Below are 17,481 nucleotides of genomic sequence, written 5' to 3' on the forward strand. Positions count from 1 at the left end.
AAGGCGCCGAGAATACGCCAAGGTCCAATTTTTTGGACCATCGAGCGCGTTGGAACGATGCTTGCTCTCTATTGCCCCTGAACAGAATTGTTTGGACAACACATGAACCGAATTCTTCAAAAAACGACCAGAGGTGTGACCCTGGTGGAATTGATGGTGGTCATCGCGCTCATTGCGGTGATCGCGGCCATCGCAAGCCCGGGAATCTATCGCGGTATCGAGCGCGCTAATTCGCGCGCCGCAGCCCGTGAAGTCGTCTCAATTTTGCGCCTCGCAAGAGACCAGGCAAAGACGCGGCAAATCCCACTCTGGGTGTCCATTACACCAGCCGCCGCAGGCTCTCGTGGCACCATCGAGATTGCACGTCATACCGACGATACTGTCAGGTCGTGCCGAGAGTTCGCCGCTGGCAGCATGGTTGTCGTCTCCACTCTAAATCTCAATGAGATTGCGGGTGATGTGGCCATTCAAGAAGTGATGCCTCCGCCGTCAAATGGCTACAATCTCTGTTACACCCCGCAGGGTACGACCGTGCGCACCACTGGGATTCCCTTGCCGATACCGCCCGGCGGGTGTGCCGGAGAGGGCGGCTATGTCTTGCTGTGGAAGCGCGACGAGACGATCTCTCCAGCGGATAAGAATTGTGCTGCAAACGCAGCCGCCAGACCGGCACAACGTGATGCCCGAGATGTGGTCCACTTTTTCAAGGTTCCGCTGCTCTTCAACGGAACTCTCAAGGTTGAGCAATGATGCGTAGATTTTATAGACGCGGCTTCACGCTTATCGAAGTCCTCATCTCCATTGTCGTGATGACCATCGCGTTCTTTGCGGTGCTCGCTGTCCAAGGTAGTGCACTTGTCGGATACACCGCGGCACGCGACTCCACAGAAGCCACGGAGCTCCTGCGCGCGACTGTGGAAGTCATTACCGCTGAATCTCAGGCTTGGACCAACCCGAACACCCCACCGTCACCTGCGGCCGCCTCGTTCCCTTCTACGTGGGGGACGTCGCCATTCCGATTCGACAACATTTTGGTGAATATTGCCCCTGGAGACAACGGCGGCGGCTTCACTGAATGGGAGTGGACGCACCTCCATGAGAACCCTATCGACTCTCGTATCGTGGACGATGCGGAAGTCATGGGCCGCAAATACTGTGTATACGCCCGTGCCGGCTATCTTCCGGTGGATATGTCCGACTTGAATGAAACAGATGGTTCAGGAAACACACTGAATTCTCCGATCATGAGAGTTCAGGCGGCGGTAGTTTACACTGGCCGTACGGGATCCATCGTTGATTGTGATGACTCGGATATCACCGACGTGCTCAACCCGGGCAATTTGGAGCCTTTGGAACTCGAAGGTTTGCGTGCGGTGTTCGGCGGAACAGTGGTCGTACGAAGGGAGCAAGGATGATACGTCGCGGATTTACATTGGTTGAGTTGCTCGTGGCACTCGCCATCGGAGGCATTCTTTCGGTGCTCGTGTACGGGCTCTTCGATACGACCTCCGATTCGTTGTTTGAAGTTGAAAACCTGAGTGATGCCAATGAGCGCATGCGCTTTGCGATGGACCAGGTTCGAAACGATATCCAGATGGCTGGCGCACACGCCTCACCAGATTCGGAATTCGATCTCTGGGCTCTGCCCGGAGCGTTGACCACATATCGCGTGATGGGCATCACGACCTTCAGTGGTGCTCAGAATCGGCGCGACCAACTCCCGACTGCTCCGCAAGACATCGAGGCCGCCAATCCGGACGTCTCGTTTGATGATTTTGTTGTGATGGGAGCCTACGATTACCCGATTAGCTTTGAAGTTGCTGGTCTTCGAGCCGGCGCCGATGGGCTTATTCGCAATAACCTTCGCGGCCTCAAGAGACTCTACACCGTCAACCCGTTCGGCGAGAATCTTACAGCTCCAGACGTTACCAACCCCGCCACGGTCTTTGGTTCGATGATGGACCGACGGTTGTTGAGAGTCACAGATCGCCAGGGGAAAGTGCAGTTCGCTGCCGTTACCGGAGTCTCAAACGCTGGGGCCATCGGGATGAATGTCACCACCGATACGGACTTTATCTACAAAGCGGGAGGTCAAGAGTTTGGACTCGATGTCAGCTTTGACGGCGATGTAGCCTATGAGTCAGCCTTTATCGATATCTTCCGCTACCATGTTGAAGCCGACCCGCTTGACCCGTCGAACATGCGCCTGATGCGCACTCGCCTGTGTGGGGAGACCGCTTTGACGGCCTTTGATACCCCCTCTGCTGTCAACCTGGCTGCGGTTGAAGGTCTCGAAGACGATTGCGGTGATGGAACCGTTCAAGAGGTCGTCATTGCCGACCGTGTTGCCGACTTCCAAGTCTGGTTTGACTGCGCAGACCCCAACACAGGTGCGATTGAAGGGTCCGAGTTCTTTTCGAACTGGGTTGATGCCGTCAACGAAGAATCCCCAGGGATCGGTGGCGCGTGTATGGACGTTTCGGGCACCTATCGTCCGGGCCGCGCACGCCGCGCGCACATCCGCCTTAGCATGTACGCACCGCAGGAACGCAAAGACCTGAGACACTACCGATTTGAAGATGCCGACGGCAACATTGGCGATGACGCGCGTGATAACGGCGCTCGCCTCGCAACGTTTGACCCGTTCCCGGATATCGATGGCGCTGCACCCGTGGTGACGCTTCAAACTTCGGTCGAGATGACGAACCACGCCTACAGGAACTCCAGACTATGAAGAACAAACCCATTCCAAACAATCGGGGGAGTGTACTTGTCTTGGTAACTCTCCTGACCCTCATACTCGCGAGCTTCGCGATCGTTGCGCTGCGCAGCGTTTCACGCACCGTGCAGTCATCAGCCGTCTACACCACGCGCCACCTGGCAACGGAGTCTTCGAACTCCGCCAACCGCGTGACCGGGCGATTTGTCGGAGACAGATACGCGGGCGTGTGGAGAGAAATGCAGGCGCCGCTTTACGGTGAGAGTTCAGACGGGGACTCGATGGTCCTCGGTGGCTCGTCAGACGTAAGCAGCCGAATGGATAGGCTGATGAGGGGGCCGTACGCCAAATTCGATAACGACGACCTCGAGGAATTCCTCGGCGGAAACTCCAATCTCTTTGGAGATTCGGCGACACCTTCGTTTGAAAACAGGCTCAACGTTGAGTACTCATCGATTATTCGCGATCCGTACGACTTCCCACCACCTCCGGGAGAGTCAGCGACGGGAAACACCTGCTCAAAGAAGATTTCAATTTTTACCGAAGCAACCGTGGGTGACCTCGATGTGGACTGGAATGCCGCCAATAACTTTGGTCGTACCCGTCTTGGACTCGAAGGCGTCATCTCAAACGTGGATTGTGGAACATGAAGATACGTAACCTATTCACATTCGCACTCGCTGGCCTCGTGTGGACTTCCAGCGCTCAGGCCCAGCAAGATCCGACTCGTATTGGTGCCGGCCAGCTCCCTTATATCATGGTGATTCTCGATACGTCGGGCTCCATGGAATACACCGATGACGGTGATGAGACCTATCCTGAAGATGGCTCAGGTGACGAGTGGGTGCCGGGAAGCAATATGGGGCTCGACCCTTCTTCCCCAAGCCCCGGCCCCGAGCGCTTTGGACCGTGTTTCATTTGGGAGCCCGAGTCTTGCGGTGACTACCAGCGACCCGGGTGGCGGATGTCGCCAGATATCCCTGAGTGGGGCTGGGACTTGATCAACGACAGCAATCAAAGTCATTTGCGTGACCGATGGGACGCCATCCGGGGAAGCTCGTCTACGGGGATTCGCCTGAATCCGCTTTCGCAGCCTCGTCACGTCACGATGAAGGAAATCCTCACAGGAGACATGGTGCTCTGGACCGAGGATCAAATCTCGAGTTCAAACACGCCCTTGAACCCACAATTGGCGCCCGGGTGTTGGTTTGTGCCTCGTCAACGTGACGCGAGTATCCAATCCATTGACGAGCAAAATTACTGCTCTGGACAGGATCGTTTCGAGAAACTCCCCGATCACGCTGAGCCTCGTCCGCATTTTCAAGAGACCTTCGATGCACAGCTGGATAACGGTCTTCTCGATGTCCTAAGCACCTCCGCGATCTTCGCGGTCGGTATGCTGGACGGATACCGCGAAGAAATGAACGATTGGCCAGACAAGCTCAATGACGACTTTGATGGCGACGCGCCTTCAAGCACCGCTATCGCACGAACGAGCGGGACCAGCGAAGACCAGTCAGATCATTATAATCTCGGACTCTATCAAGTCGTTGGGCCGAAGAAGATCGACATCCCAAACTCGTATCTCGCCGAGATTTCACGCCACGTTCAGGTCGCGCTCGTTGACTCAGGCTACGTGCACCGTCAGGACAGTGACCCGTGGAAGCTGAGCCTCAAAGAGAAAGGTGGAAAAAACAAGAGCGTTCAAGGTCGATCCGAACTCGGACTTACGTACTCGACTGGTGTTAAAGACTTCCTCGACGAGGATGTCCTCGGAAAGCAACCGATAGCCCGCGCAACACCTCTGGCTGCAGCCGTGATGGACGCGCGCCAGTTCATCGAGAACGATGACCGATTTTCGGACGATCCCTACCAAGAGTGCCGCTCAAAGCAGGTAGTGATTGTCACAGACGGCTTCCCCGACCCAGAGCTTCCTGGTGGAGCCGGTTCGGGCCTAGGAAGCGAAGGCTTGGCGCCAATTTTCGGCTACACGGACCTCTCGAAGTACAACTACGCAACCGCTGAGGACGAGATCCATGATTTTGTCCATCCGACCTCCTCGGATTACAAGTTCATGTCGCGCGTACACGTGGTCGCCTTGAATGCCGGCGCAGACAACGCGACGACCGCAAGAATCGCCGATAAAATGTCGGAGATGGCCATCCAAGGACAAACCTGTGCTAGCTACGCACTCGGCCCAGACTGGATGCCTGCACCGCACGGAGCCTGTGACCCAGCCACTCGTGCTTGCCTCGTCGGAGGTCAACGCTCCTATTCCACGTATGTGCCACCAGATGGAGACGGATCGTCCGCATCTTGTCTCTACCCGGCCCTTATTCTATCCCCACCACAACCAGGCTGGACCTCGTCTTATCGCGACTTTGTGCAAGAGGCCCTCGCCTCAACTCTAGGAGCGATCGTGGGTGGGGCGGGTGTTGCCTCGAGAACCCGTGCCGTTGTGAGTGATTTCCTCGACGACGATAGCCTTCTCGGTGGCGGTCAGTATCGCGTGTATTCCGGTTCTCGTATTCAAGGCAGCGCCTTCTGGCGCGGAATCTTGAATCGCGAAACCCTTCCTTGCGACACTTCCGTCGCTAACTCGTTCACCGAGGGAACAGGGCTCGACGACGGAAATCTCTTGAGTCAAGCTCTGCACGAGGACATCGGCGAGCAGGTTAAATGTGGACCTGTTGACGAAGGTGATTGTTCTGTGACTCCGGCCGACAACCGACGTATTTTCACCTCGATCCCGGTGGATGAGCTCTGGGACTTCGATGTGGACAACTACGGGGCACCTCCTTCAAACTCGTATGATACATTGCACCCAGTCTATCAGTTCCGCTACGACATGATGACGACTGCGGAAGCAAAGGACGAGTTCCGTGGCACGACGCTGCCAGGAACGGTGCAGAATCCGCAGTTCGCCGTTGGTACACGTATCCCGCTCTACGGAGACGAGATTGAAGACGTTCTCGATGATGACACCGACTGGAGACCCACTCCAGGGCTTCTTGACTACTTCGCGGTGGCGGACTCGGCCGAGCTGAACAAAATGTTCGCCGTACACCGTGGGCGTGTGCCTCAAAAGGCCACCGGCGATCCAAGTACTTCGCGCGTCTTGACTGGTATCCTCAACGGAAACCCTGTCGTTGTGCCTCCGCCAATTCGCGATATCCCAATCGAGAGCTACCGTCTCTTCCGCGCCACTTATGGCGACCGGCCTACTATGATGTATACGCCGACCATGGATGGCCAACTACACGCCATCCATGTGGGTGAGTTGACCGGAAGAATCGCGGTCCGTGACTTCGTCGAAGATAACTCATGGGCGGACTCTCAAGACGCTGCGCGCACTACCGCGGGGGCAAGCCCCGACGGGACTGCAGCGTTCCAGCGAGAAGCTTGGGCCTACATCCCCAATATGGTCTTAAGGCAACTCGGAGGTAACTCCATTTCGCAGCCCTATTGGATGGACGGCTCTCCGGTGGTCAAAGACGTTCGATTATGCCAGCCAAACCCCGAGCGAAACCAAAACTTTCAGGCCTGTCGTGTGTTACGTGATACCGCCGCTGATGAATCACAATACCTCACGGGCGACCAACAATGGCGCACCGTGCTCGTACAAGGTATGGGTGAGGCCGGCACCGGCTATTTCGCAATGGACGTGACGCGTACCGGTGGTCTGCGTGCCGGAGCCGCTTCTCGAAGTGTTGACCGGCCAGATCCTGTGGTGCTCTGGGAGCTCACACCAGAGTGGGAAACCTTGCAGGTCCGCGGACTGCTTAATCGAAGTAATACCGCGGCATCCGCGAGAGTAACGGGCCCAACATCTATGGTCACTGGCCTCATCAATCTCTTGGATACTCAGTGTAATACGGCCGAGAAGGTTTGGTCTCAGTCGCTGATGGGCAAGAGTGTAAGTCAGCCTGAGATAGCGACGATCGTCGTGGGATACGTGCAAAACGGAAACACCATCTTGGAACAACGGCCAGTGGCGGTGTTCGGAGGTGGTCTACCTGATGGCCAGAATTGTGGCTTGCCAACTGGCTCTGCGGTCTACGTCGTCGACCTTCAAACAGGGTCTATCCTAAGGCGCTTTGTTCATCATATGGACGGAAGCACCGAAGTTCCATTTGCGTCAGAAAACGTCGGATTTACAGGTTCACCAACGCTCTATGACTCAAACGTGGGCGCGGTCGCAACCCGCGGTTATATCGGTGATACCCGTGGCAGGATCTTCAAGATCGACCTCACGAGCCCGAATCCCGAAGATTGGGAAATGGTTATGGCTGTTGATCCGGCAAACAACGCCGCAATCAATTCGACATCTTTCTCCGGACCGCTTGGCCCTGCAGCTGGAAAGCCCGCAATTGCGGTTGGTCCTTCACGACAGCTCGTCGTGACTTATGGACTTGGAGAGCCGGGTGATACCACCACCGCTGGTCAAACTCAGGCCGTCATTTCGTTCGAAGAAGATGGGAACAACTTCCCCATCAACTGGTACAAAATCTTCCCCGAAGGCGAGAAGATGACCGGAGACCCATTGGTGTTCAATCGTGCCGTGTATTTCCCGACCTACGCGGCACCTCCTGGAGACGCGTGTGTGCCAGGTGCAGCACGTATCTACGGGGTCAACTACTACAATGAGTCAGGCTCTACTGACTTGGAGGGAATCTTCGATCCAGCCGACCCAGACTTCGAAGGAGGAGCTGCCGACGGTCTCAGCGTTGATCCAGGCGGTGAATACTTCCAGCTGGATGAAACCCTGATTCGCGGACTCACCTTGACCCTCGGGCCCGTGTGTACAGGCCGAGGTATCGGCGATGCCTCTTCAGATCTGGATAACTCCAGGTACGCCGTGCAACAGCCGCAGCTCATCGCTCAAACTGGCGCTGCGCCTGATAGCGGCATGAGTATCCGCGATAAGGCACCAGGCGGTGCCGACGCTATCGGTAGGATCACGAAGAACCTTGCCCGTAAGCGTGGACCTGTTGTTCCTCTGAACTGGAGCCTCATCTACTGATGCGCGCACTCCTTGCACTACTCGCCTCACTTCTCGTCTTGAGTTGTGACGACAAACCGGTGGAGCCCCCCGAGGTAACTAAAGAGGAACCTAAGGTGGAGGACAAGGCGCCAGAGGCCCCGGTGCTTCCTCGTGAAGTCCACGGTGTGCCGCTGCCTCCGCAACTTGTTGAGGTCCAAGAAAACACCCGGAACGCGCGCGCCGCAACCACACTGGATCTCAAAGAAGTCGCAAATTTCTACGAGTCCAGGCTCGTCGACTATGAGTTCCTTGAATTCGAGAACCGCATGGAGCTTCGCCCGTTGCGCGACTACATGCCGCTTATCCGCCTCTCACAGCCTCGTCGAAAGATGAACACGGCCATATTTATCATCATCAAAGATGATAAGACGCTCGAGAAGTTCGCTGCGGAATTCAAAGGCGAATACGTCAAAGGGGAGCCGGTCGACTTCAAAACCCCAGACGGTGAACTGATGGCGCCGGGCGCGCGTTGGGGTGAGCCCTATACCCCACCTCCGGGATCGCCACTGGACAAACCACGCTACAAATCCAACTTCGGAAAGCCTTTCGGAGAGTGGGTTTCTCAATAACATATTAGGTCGGGGGGATTTGTCGGATTAATTTTGCACAGAATTTGCGCAAAAAAAGGACGTTATTTTTCCGGGTTGCTCTGGCAACATGTTGACAGAAGTGGTCTTTCCATGAGACATACCGCCACCCACGCGAGCCGTACCTCTTACGGTTCAATCGTCAGTGGTTGTCACATGCAGCAAGAGGATTCCAATGACGAAATCAGAACTTATTGAAACAATTTCTACTAAAATTGATGTCCCAAAGAAACGCGCTGAAGACGTGGTCAACGCCGTTTTTGATTCCATGAAGGATGCTCTCCTCGAAGATGAGCGCATTGAAATTCGTGGATTTGGTAGCTTCTCCATCCGCGAACATCGCGCTAAGAAGGGCCGCAATCCTCGAACTGGCGCAACCGTCGAGGTCGATGAGAAAAAGACCGTGCACTTCAAGGCCGGCAAAGAGCTTCGGGATCGCGTCGATTCCTGATACGCTCTCCCGGTCGTTTTTCCGGGTTTTGAAATGTCAGCTTCCCAAGAAACTCAGTCTCTCGTTCGATTGACTGAGATTTTTTATAGTATTCAGGGCGAAGGTCGTGCCAGTGGGCGTCCTTGTGTCTTCGTGCGTCTTTCTCGGTGCAACTTGAGGTGTACGTGGTGCGATACCACTTACTCCTTCAAGGGCGGCGAGAAGTTTACGTTTGATGATGTGATGGCCGAGGTTGGTAAGTATCCGACGAAACTCGTCGAGATTACGGGCGGCGAGCCGCTTCTTCAGCCCACGGTTCACCCGCTGATGACGGCATTTGCGGATGCCGGCTACGAGGTCATGATCGAGACATCGGGTTCGCTCGATATCTCCAAGATCGATCCTCGTGTGCACATCATCATGGACCTTAAGGCGCCCGGCAGCTCAGAGGAAAAACGAAACCTCTGGGCGAATCTCGAGCACCTTAAACCCACCGACGAAGTCAAAATCGTCATCCTCGACCAGGCCGACTACGAGTGGGCACGCGACAAAGTTCGCGAGCATAAACTCGAAGAGCGCTGCCACGTCATCTTTTCACCGGTTCACGGTCAGATGGATGGCAACGCTCTCGCAAATTGGATTCTCGAAGACGGCCTCAACGTGCGGCTCGGCCTTCAAATCCATAAATTCTTGAGTGTCGAATAAGACTTATTTCAACAAGTCTTTGACCACATCGCGCTCTTCTTTGAGCTCGGTCTCAGTCGCGCGGATTTTCTCCATCGCGTAATCGCTGAGGTCCAGACCCTCCACGATCTCGTATCCACCTTTGCCATCACAGCGCACGGGGAATGAGTACATCAGGCCTTCCTCGATGCCGTATTGCCCTTGTGAAGGCACCGCCATCGAAATCCAGTCCCCGGCAGGGGTTGGGCGCGACCAATCGCGGATATGGTCAATGGCGGCGTTTCCAGCGCTTGCTGCCGACGACGCACCACGTGCATCGATAATCGCCTTACCGCGCAACTGAACCGTCTTCATGAATTCGCCTTCGAGCCATTCACGGTCGGTGATCACATCGGTTGCTGCCTTTCCGCCGATCTTGATCTGCTCGAAGCTCGGGAACATGGTGTTGGAGTGGTTACCCCAGATACCCACGTTGGTGACTTCGCTCACCAAAACACCAGCTTTACGTGCAAGCTGAGTCTTGGCGCGGTTTTCGTCGAGGCGCGTCATGGCGGTGAAACGCTCACGCGGCACGTCTGGCGCATTGTGCATGGCGATCAGAGCGTTGGTATTGCATGGGTTTCCAACCACAACCACGCGGATATCGTCGGCTGCGTTGTCGTTGATGGCTTTGCCCTGCGTGGTGAAGATCGGGCCGTTGGCCTGGATCAAGTCCGAGCGCAACATACCTGGTCCACGCGGACGTCCACCCACCAAAATGGCGACGTTGGCGTCCTTGAAGCCCTTGTTGGCATCGTCGGTGATCTCAACGCCGTGAAGCAGTGGGAACGCACAATCGTCGAGCTCCATGACCACGCCCGAAAGGGCCTGCATCGCTTGAGGAATTTCGATCAGCTGAAGAATGATCGGCGTGTCTTTGCCGAGCATCTCGCCCGCAGCGATGCGGAAAAGCATTGAATAACAAATGGCGCCTGCGGCTCCGGTGACTGCAACTCTTACCGGTGTGGTCATAGATTTCTCCTGTCTTTTTCAAAGGTGAGGGAACAATGTCGGGCGGACCATAGATCAATGTGAGGATTTCGTGAACAGATTTGCGAAGAATCCTGTTCAAGTGTTAATCGTGAGCCCAAATAAGGCTTGATAGGAAAAGGATTGAACAAATGAAACATCTAATCGTTTTGGCGCTCTTGCTAGCTGCCGGCTGTGCTTCTTCTCCAGACATTCCGGAAAACTCAGACCCGGTCAACTACCGCTCCACACAAGATGCGCCCAAGACTACTGAGGATGCAAACGCTCAGGAAACCCCTGCTCCTGAGGACGCGAGCGTCACCAACAAAGAGATCCCGAGCGCCACGGGTCCCGTGGCTACTGTGAACAATACCGAGATCTCGGCTGAGCAATTTAACTCCGAGATCATGCGTGTCTTGAAGTCGGGTATGCCGCCTGCACTTGCGGGGCGTTATAAGGACACGATCGTGCAAAAGCTGATCGAGCGTGAACTCATGAAGGCCTCGCTCAAGGCTGAAAACGTGGAGGTCACAGACGCTGAGAAGAAGGCCAAACTCGACGAGATCCAGACTGAGTTCGCGCTCGCTGCACAGCAATCTGGCGCCTCGCTCGATGATTTGGTCCAGCAGCTCGGTATCACGCGCGAAGAGCTCGACGCGTCCGTGGTCGAAGCGATCGCTATTGAGAAAGTACTCGTCAAACGCGGCATGGCCGAGCCGTCCAAAGAAGACGTGCGGCGCTACTATGACGAAAACCCTGAGCAGTTCGAGCAGCCCGAGTCTGTCAAAGCCCGCCACATACTCTTCAAGGTCGACCCAGGTGCGTCAGAGGAAATGTGGGCGGAAGCTAAGAAGAAGGCCGACGTGGTCTTTAAAGACGCCTCAAAGGCTAAAGCAGATTTTGCCGCCCTTGCCACCAAACATTCCGAAGGCCCCACCAAAGCCAATGGCGGAGATTTGGGCTTTGTGCCTCGCGGCACCACCGTGCCGGAGTTCGAAGATCCCATGTTCGCCCTCAAAAAAGGTGAGGTCAGCGAGCCGGTCCGAACGCCTTTTGGCTGGCATATCATCAAGGTCGAAGAAAAGCGTGATGCTGGCATGGTGCCTTTCGAAGAAGTCGAAGAGCGGCTGACCCAACAGTTCAAAGCTCAGACCATGCGCGAAGCTGTGGAAGCTTACGTGGCTGATCTCAAGGAGAAGGCTACGATCGAAATTCACTCTGAGAACATTAAGTAGTCAGAACCCGCGCTCTGATATAGAGTCAAAAGAGAGTTGAAAAAGCCACTTTTGCTGATGGTTCGTCGATGACGGAGTACGACGAGGGAGCCGCGGTCGCTGGCCGATTTATCATTCTGGAAAGAATCGGTGAAGGCGGCATGGGAGCGGTCTACAGGGCACTTCAGCAGTCGCTTGACCGCGAAGTTGCCCTCAAAGTTTTGCACTCGGAGGTCGCCTTTACCCCTAGGGCGCGCCGACGGTTCGGCAGAGAAGCGCGCGCCGTTGCGCGGCTAAATCACCCCCACATCGCCGCGGTTTACGACTTCGGCACCGACGACGACGAACGCTCGCTCTGGCTTGCGATGGAGCTCGTCAACGGCAGCGCCCTGACCACGCTCAAGCGCACCGAGATCGACCTTCTGCGCCTGCTCTCGATCACCGATCAGATTCTAAGTGCGCTCTCGGCGGCACACGCGCGCGCCATCATCCACCGCGACCTAAAGCCCTCGAACGTGCTCATCACAGCCGACGACGAGGGCCGCGAAGTCATCAAGCTCGTGGATTTCGGGCTCGCCGCTACGCAAGAGGGCGAGCTCAGCCTCCAGAATGCGCCGGGGGGCCTCGACGACGAAGAAGGAGAGGTCCAGAGTCGCGTCATCATGGGCACGCCGCGCTATATGGCGCCCGAGATCTTCCGGCGAAAACCCGTCGATCCAAGAGTCGATCTCTACGCCCTTGGGGTGATCCTCTTCGAGATTCTCGCTGGCAAGCCGCCCTATCCGGGCGACGACCCGCGCCTCGTCATGAAGGGGCACCTCAAGGAGCCGATCCCTCAGCTTCACGTCCGAGACGGCGCCGAAATCCCGTCGGAATTCGAGGCGATCATCTACAAACTCCTCGCAAAAGACCCAGACGAGCGCTACCAGACGGCGAATGAGGTCCGCGAAGAGATTCAGACCATCATCGGGAACTATAGTTTTGTGCCCTGGATGCAAGGGCCTGCGTTTGGGGATATCTCGCAGTTTTCCCGCGGCAATATGTCCGGGGCGAGCTTCCTCTCGAGATTTGGTGGCCAAACGATGCCGCCCGCGGCGATGCTCGGTGCAAGCCGCCCGGGCATCCAATCTTCACTGGCCCCACTCGTGGGTCGCCAGACCGAACGCCGACTCATGGAAGAGCGTATTCGCCGCTGCGTGGCGCAGCGCGAGCCCTGTCTTGTGACCATCGAAGGCGAGGGAGGCATTGGCAAGTCCAGGCTCGCCCAATGGATTCAGGTTCGCGTGGACGAGGCAGGCATCATGCGCTCTGCGCTCGGTGCGGACTCCCAGAACGGCGGAGGTTTTGACGGTGTCCGGTCGATTATCGACCAGATTCTGGGCACCTCCGAGGTCCCCTACGATGAGGTGCCCTACGTCATCGAGTCCAGACTTACAAAATGGGATTTCAGCCCCGAGGAGATCGATACCGTTGCGCGCCTGATGCAGCCTGGCGGTGACGCCATGCTCTTCAATATCTCCGGGCCGGTTCAGGACCGGATATCTCAGCAGGAACGTGTTTTTGCCGCAGTAGAGCGCGTCTTCCGGCGTGCCTCGAATGAACGGGCACTCCTGCTAATCCTCGAGAATCTTCACCACGCCGGTGAAACCACGTTTGCGTTCATCGAGCACCTTGTGGTGGGGCTGCATCTCAATCCTGACCCCATCATGCTGGTCGCGACCATCAACTCCGAAAACCTGCTCGGTGTCACAGAGCTCAAAGACTCCCTCGGCCGGATCAGCAGGTTTGGCGGTGAGTTGCTGCGAATCCAACTCGGAATCCTCGACAACGATGAGGCGACCGAACTCGTGCAAAAAATCCTGCCATTGGACGAACCGCTGGCGCGTCGCGTGGCTCGGCGCGCGGGCGGAAACCCGCTCCACATCACTCAGATCGTCAAATACCTTCAAGAGAGCGAAAAGCTTCGATTCGAAGAAGGAAAATGGCGGCTCCAGGCGGACGTAGAGCTCGACCGAGAGGTCCCGCAAGAACTCGGCGATTTGATGCGCTATCGCGTCGAACGTGTAGCGTCGCGTCATCCCGACCCGGTAAGACTAAAGGCTTTGCTCGACCGCTGCGCCATCATCGGCGCGAGGTTCGACTACCGTCTGCTCAGAAATTTTGCGCTGGCCGAGGCCGACCAACGTGTCATCAAGAACCTCGACGCCGACCTCGAATATCTGGTGCGCGATAGCGTGTTTCGGGAGGTCGGGCATAGCGGCGAAGATATTTTGGAGTTCAATCACTCCTTGATGCGCGATGTGCTCTTGTACGATATGGACGGCAAACGCTCACAGCGCGGGCTTCATATCCTCGCGGCCGAGACCAAAATCCAGTTCTTTGGCAATCGCGCTGCGCAGCACGGACTGGAGATCGCCGAGCATTATCGCCGAGCACGTCACCCCAAAGGCGTCTACGCTTTTACCCTCAAGGCGGCCCGCGCGGCTATGGCGTCGAGCGACCTCGAAACCGCTATCAGGCTCTTTCGCGAGGCGATGCTCCTCGCCGAAAAGGACGCATCCGTTGAGGATGAGTTCGGTGCGGAAGACCAGGGCCTTCAAGAGATTTCTGCGGTCATGCGCTCCGAAGAGGTCATGCTCGAAGTCGCGCATATCGAAGTCAAAATCGACGAATATGAGAAAGCTCGCGAGCATTTCCGCGGTCTCTTGCGCTCGCCGTCAAAGGCCGTTTCCGCTGGCGCACGTTGGGGGCTCGGCGATTTGGCACTCAGGCAGGGTGACCTCGATGAGGCCTACGGTTGGTTCGAGGCCGCGCTGCGGGAAGCTTCTCAAATCATGGAGACGTCCACACGGCAGACCCTCGAGGCTCAGGCGCTCTTCGGCAAAGGACACGTCCATCTCTTGCGCGGCGAACTCCAACAGGCGGGGCAGGTGCTTCCAAGCGCGTTGGAACTCGCGCAGCAAGAGCAAGTCCGGCGCCTTGAAGGAGACATTCTGAGGCGTCTGGCGGACGTTGAGTGGAGCCTTGGGGCTCCTGAAAAAGCCGAGATCTACAGGCGACGTGCCACCATGCTCGCGGAATCACTCAACGACAAAGAGGTCCTGGCCGAGTCGCATATGCACACGGCCACCTATCTACGGCGCATCGGACAGCCTGGGCGAGTCGAAGAACATACTCAGGCTGCCATCAAGATTTATGAAGAGCTCGGAAAGCGCCACGCACAAGCCGAGGGATTCCTTATGCTCGGGCGTCTCGCGTGGGCGCGCGGTGATTTCAAAGAGGCTGCCAATAAATACCGCGAGGCTCACCGTCTCTACGAGGCATTTGAGGACCGAAGGGGCACCACTCTTTGTAAGCACCGCCTCGCTGAGCTCGCGTTCTCTATTCAAAAACACAAGGAGACACAGGCGCTGGTCCGTGATGCTGCCGAAGGGTACCGCTCCATCGGGGACCGCGTAGGTGCTGCGTTTTGTAGGCTTCTTGCGGGTCGCGTCGAATTGGAGCTCCAGAACGTGCAGCAGGCGTCTTCGACGTTCCGTTCGGTGGTCGAAACATTCGATGAAATGGGGCACGTGGCCGGAAAGATTCAGGCCCTGGCCTTGCTCGCGTTGGCTCAGGAGATGTTGGCTGAACACACCGAAGTGGACGAGATTTTGCGGCAAGTCTTCGAGACCGTCTCGCAGGTCCCGATCTCACAAGAGAGCTTCGCCACTGCCTTGGAGCGCTTGAGCGTCTTGGTAAATCCGCGCGACCCCGCTGTGGCTCTCGATTTGGACAACCTCGCCGAAGAAGCTTGGGCCATGTTGGGCAGGACCTAAACCGCGCAGCCCTCGTTTACAGGACCAAATCCAGCTTCAACTCACCGAGTTTCGGCAACACCCCGACGCACGTCTGCGCGAGCAACTGCATCGGAGTAGGCCGCCGAGTAAACGTCATCTCGTTCATGTAGAGGTCGCGATTGAGCTCGATTTGGATGGCGTGCACACCAAGAGAAGGGCGCCCGAACGAGCGCGTAATCCAGCCCCCTTTGTAGGGCACATTCGTCTTGACGGAATAACCTGCAGATTTGAAGTGCCGCTCGATAATCCGCGTCACGACTGGGTCACACGAGGTACCATCCACGTCGCCAGGCACAATGTCGGCACGCCGCGCGCCAGGGTCGCTATGCCCAGAACGGCCCATCGAAGGCATCGAGTGCCCGTCCACCAGAATACAAAAGCCGAACTGCTGGCGGATCCGCTCGATCTCCTCGGCAATCGCGCGATGGTAGGGCGTGTGAAAGGTCGCGATCCGGCGCTCGAACGCCTCACGACTCATCGCACTTCCCATCACCGGCGTTCCGTCCGTAGTGGTGCGCCAGACGACGCCTCGGTCATGATAATAACCCGGCGCATCCACGCGCGTAGCACCCTGAACCGTCTTCGGAGACACGTCGTCATCGGCGCGGTTGAGGTCCACCACGTAGCGCGAAACTTTGGAGAAAATCAGCGTGGCACCAAAATCCGGCGTCTCCTCCCAAATCTCATCCACATAGAGGTCGAGGTCGCGCTTCAGGGTCTGGCCGCCGACCACCATCTCATCCATCACCTCGTCCGGAATCCACTCTCCGGCATGAGGTACATCCACCAGCACCGGTATTCGCTGCTCCGTGGGGCGCCTAATTTCAAAATACTTACTCATATCGACTCCAGCGCAACTCGTATCTCTTCCAAAACATAGGGCGAACTCTCGGCCGTCTCGGCACTCTGCAACGCCGCTGCGGCCTCCTTGGACCCGTACCTGCCGATGGCCCACGCAAGATGACCGCGGACAAGCTCCTCGGGCTCCTCGCGAAGCCGCGTCACCAACAAATCGAGGTCCTCGGCCGCGCGCATGTTGCCTAGCACGACCGCCGCGTTCCTTAAAAGCCCCCTTCGTTTCGAGCGTTTCAACGGCGAGCCCTTAAACACCCGAGAGAACTCCTCCTGAGTCATGGAGATGAGTTCTTGAATGGTCAGGTTGGCAAGCCCCGGGCGCGCGCTGAAGGCAGGGTCCTGATGGACCTCCACGCCGCGATTCCACGGGCAGACGTCCTGGCAGATATCACATCCAAAGAGGTGGTCGCCGATCTTGGGTCGAAGCTCCCTTGGAATCGGCCCCTTCAACTCAATCGTCAGGTACGAGATGCAACGCCTCGCATCCAGCACGAACGGCGAGATAATCGCACCGGTTGGACAAGCATCGATACACGCTGTGCATGAACCACAACGCGCCTGATAGGGCTCGGGCACGGAAGTTGGAATCTCAATGTCCACCAGGAGCTCAGAGAGGATCACCCACGAGCCCCTCTCGCGGTGCAATAACAACGAGTGTTTGCCAATCCAGCCGAGCCCAGCAGCCGCCGCGAGCGGACGTTCCAACAAGGGCGCCGAATCTACGGCCGGTCGCGTGCCTACGGCAGCGCCTGTCTCCGCATGAATAAACGCCGCGAGCTCCTGCATCCGCTCGCGAAGCACGTCGTGGTAATCGTCGTTATGCGCGTACCGAGCCACTCTCAGGCCACCCGGGAGCACGTCGCTCGAGCTCGCGTAATTTGTGGTCAGCACCACAACCGATTGCGTACCAGGCTCCAAAACGGCCGGATTCACCCGCAGGTCCTGATACCGCTCCATATACCCCATCAAGCCGTGTCTTCCCTCATGAAGCCAGTCAAAAAGGGGTTCGTGGTTGGGTATTGTGGCTGCGGGAATGATCGCTGCGGAGCTGAACCCAAGCTCTTCTGCACGGTCCACAATCTTTTGGGCGAGTGACATGGC

13 protein-coding genes are annotated in these 17,481 nt (G+C 56.9%); 10 read left to right on the plus strand and 3 right to left on the minus strand.

Annotation, left to right across the window (positions count from 1 at the left end; all coding sequences use genetic code 11):
• Positions 1-102 precede the first annotated feature (102 nt).
• The 8 genes from FRD01_RS16550 (at position 103) to FRD01_RS16585 (ending at position 9,485) form a co-directional block, all read left to right on the plus strand.
• Entirely contained in the window at positions 103-750 is a 648-nt protein-coding gene (locus FRD01_RS16550) for a pilus assembly FimT family protein (RefSeq protein ID WP_146961588.1), read from the plus strand.
• Positions 747-1,415 carry a type IV pilus modification PilV family protein gene (locus tag FRD01_RS16555; RefSeq protein ID WP_146961590.1) on the plus strand — a complete coding sequence of 223 codons (669 nt, stop codon included), beginning with the start codon at positions 747-749 and terminating at the stop codon, positions 1,413-1,415. Before FRD01_RS16550 ends, FRD01_RS16555 begins: the two co-directional genes overlap by 4 nt.
• Entirely contained in the window at positions 1,412-2,734 is a 1,323-nt protein-coding gene (locus FRD01_RS16560) for a PilW family protein (protein ID WP_146961592.1), read from the plus strand. Before FRD01_RS16555 ends, FRD01_RS16560 begins: the two co-directional genes overlap by 4 nt.
• Positions 2,731-3,369 carry a hypothetical protein gene (locus FRD01_RS16565; RefSeq protein ID WP_146961594.1) on the plus strand — a complete coding sequence of 213 codons (639 nt, stop codon included), beginning with the start codon at positions 2,731-2,733 and terminating at the stop codon, positions 3,367-3,369. The genes FRD01_RS16560 and FRD01_RS16565 overlap by 4 nt, the downstream gene beginning before the upstream one ends.
• Entirely contained in the window at positions 3,366-7,742 is a 4,377-nt protein-coding gene (locus FRD01_RS16570) for a pilus assembly protein (protein WP_146961595.1), read from the plus strand. Before FRD01_RS16565 ends, FRD01_RS16570 begins: the two co-directional genes overlap by 4 nt.
• A complete protein-coding gene (locus tag FRD01_RS16575) occupies positions 7,742-8,332 on the plus strand; it encodes a hypothetical protein (protein ID WP_146961597.1) in 591 nt (196 codons plus the stop codon). Before FRD01_RS16570 ends, FRD01_RS16575 begins: the two co-directional genes overlap by 1 nt.
• Before the next feature lie 193 nt (positions 8,333-8,525).
• Entirely contained in the window at positions 8,526-8,801 is a 276-nt protein-coding gene (locus tag FRD01_RS16580) for an HU family DNA-binding protein (RefSeq protein ID WP_146961599.1), read from the plus strand.
• A 33-nt stretch (positions 8,802-8,834) separates the two neighbouring features.
• Positions 8,835-9,485, plus strand: coding sequence for a radical SAM protein (locus tag FRD01_RS16585; RefSeq protein ID WP_146961601.1), 651 nt, complete (start codon positions 8,835-8,837; stop codon positions 9,483-9,485).
• Between the two features lie 3 nt (positions 9,486-9,488).
• Here the strand turns inward: FRD01_RS16585 and FRD01_RS16590 are convergent, their stop codons facing one another.
• Positions 9,489-10,475, minus strand: a complete 987-nt coding sequence (locus FRD01_RS16590) for a malate dehydrogenase (protein WP_146961603.1) — start codon at positions 10,473-10,475, stop codon at positions 9,489-9,491.
• A gap of 149 nt (positions 10,476-10,624) precedes the next feature.
• Here FRD01_RS16590 and FRD01_RS16595 point away from each other — a divergent pair, with 149 nt between their 5' ends.
• Together FRD01_RS16595 and FRD01_RS16600 are read left to right on the plus strand one after the other, a co-directional pair.
• Positions 10,625-11,707 (plus strand): peptidylprolyl isomerase, encoded by a 1,083-nt coding sequence (locus tag FRD01_RS16595; protein WP_146961605.1) that lies wholly within the window; start codon positions 10,625-10,627, stop codon positions 11,705-11,707.
• A 68-nt stretch (positions 11,708-11,775) separates the two neighbouring features.
• Positions 11,776-15,504, plus strand: coding sequence for a serine/threonine-protein kinase (locus FRD01_RS16600; protein ID WP_146961607.1), 3,729 nt, complete (start codon positions 11,776-11,778; stop codon positions 15,502-15,504).
• 16 nt (positions 15,505-15,520) lie between these two features.
• Here the strand turns inward: FRD01_RS16600 and FRD01_RS16605 are convergent, their stop codons facing one another.
• Both FRD01_RS16605 and queG read right to left on the minus strand, forming a co-directional pair.
• The gene (locus FRD01_RS16605; RefSeq protein WP_146961609.1) at positions 15,521-16,366 is read right to left on the minus strand and encodes an N-formylglutamate amidohydrolase; all 846 of its coding nucleotides are present in this window, start codon (positions 16,364-16,366) and stop codon (positions 15,521-15,523) included.
• The gene (gene queG / locus FRD01_RS16610; protein ID WP_146961611.1) at positions 16,363-17,478 is read right to left on the minus strand and encodes a tRNA epoxyqueuosine(34) reductase QueG; all 1,116 of its coding nucleotides are present in this window, start codon (positions 17,476-17,478) and stop codon (positions 16,363-16,365) included. Before queG ends, FRD01_RS16605 begins: the two co-directional genes overlap by 4 nt.
• Between the last annotated feature and the right edge of the window lie 3 nt (positions 17,479-17,481).

The organism is Microvenator marinus (assembly GCF_007993755.1).
Classification (GTDB): Bacteria; Myxococcota_A; Bradymonadia; order Bradymonadales; family Bradymonadaceae; genus Allomicrovenator; species Allomicrovenator marinus.

Bases quoted from the DNA above. Each gene is read 5' to 3' on its own strand.
- FRD01_RS16550 (WP_146961588.1), top strand. From the start codon at position 103: ATGAACCGAATTCTTCAAAAAACGACCAGAGGTGTGACCCTGGTGGAA.
- FRD01_RS16555 (WP_146961590.1), top strand. From the start codon at position 747: ATGATGCGTAGATTTTATAGACGCGGCTTCACGCTTATCGAAGTCCTC.
- FRD01_RS16560 (WP_146961592.1), top strand. From the start codon at position 1,412: ATGATACGTCGCGGATTTACATTGGTTGAGTTGCTCGTGGCACTCGCC.
- FRD01_RS16565 (WP_146961594.1), top strand. From the start codon at position 2,731: ATGAAGAACAAACCCATTCCAAACAATCGGGGGAGTGTACTTGTCTTG.
- FRD01_RS16570 (WP_146961595.1), top strand. From the start codon at position 3,366: ATGAAGATACGTAACCTATTCACATTCGCACTCGCTGGCCTCGTGTGG.
- FRD01_RS16575 (WP_146961597.1), top strand. From the start codon at position 7,742: ATGCGCGCACTCCTTGCACTACTCGCCTCACTTCTCGTCTTGAGTTGT.
- FRD01_RS16580 (WP_146961599.1), top strand. From the start codon at position 8,526: ATGACGAAATCAGAACTTATTGAAACAATTTCTACTAAAATTGATGTC.
- FRD01_RS16585 (WP_146961601.1), top strand. From the start codon at position 8,835: ATGTCAGCTTCCCAAGAAACTCAGTCTCTCGTTCGATTGACTGAGATT.
- FRD01_RS16590 (WP_146961603.1), bottom strand. From the start codon at position 10,475: ATGACCACACCGGTAAGAGTTGCAGTCACCGGAGCCGCAGGCGCCATT.
- FRD01_RS16595 (WP_146961605.1), top strand. From the start codon at position 10,625: ATGAAACATCTAATCGTTTTGGCGCTCTTGCTAGCTGCCGGCTGTGCT.
- FRD01_RS16600 (WP_146961607.1), top strand. From the start codon at position 11,776: ATGACGGAGTACGACGAGGGAGCCGCGGTCGCTGGCCGATTTATCATT.
- FRD01_RS16605 (WP_146961609.1), bottom strand. From the start codon at position 16,366: ATGAGTAAGTATTTTGAAATTAGGCGCCCCACGGAGCAGCGAATACCG.
- queG (WP_146961611.1), bottom strand. From the start codon at position 17,478: ATGTCACTCGCCCAAAAGATTGTGGACCGTGCAGAAGAGCTTGGGTTC.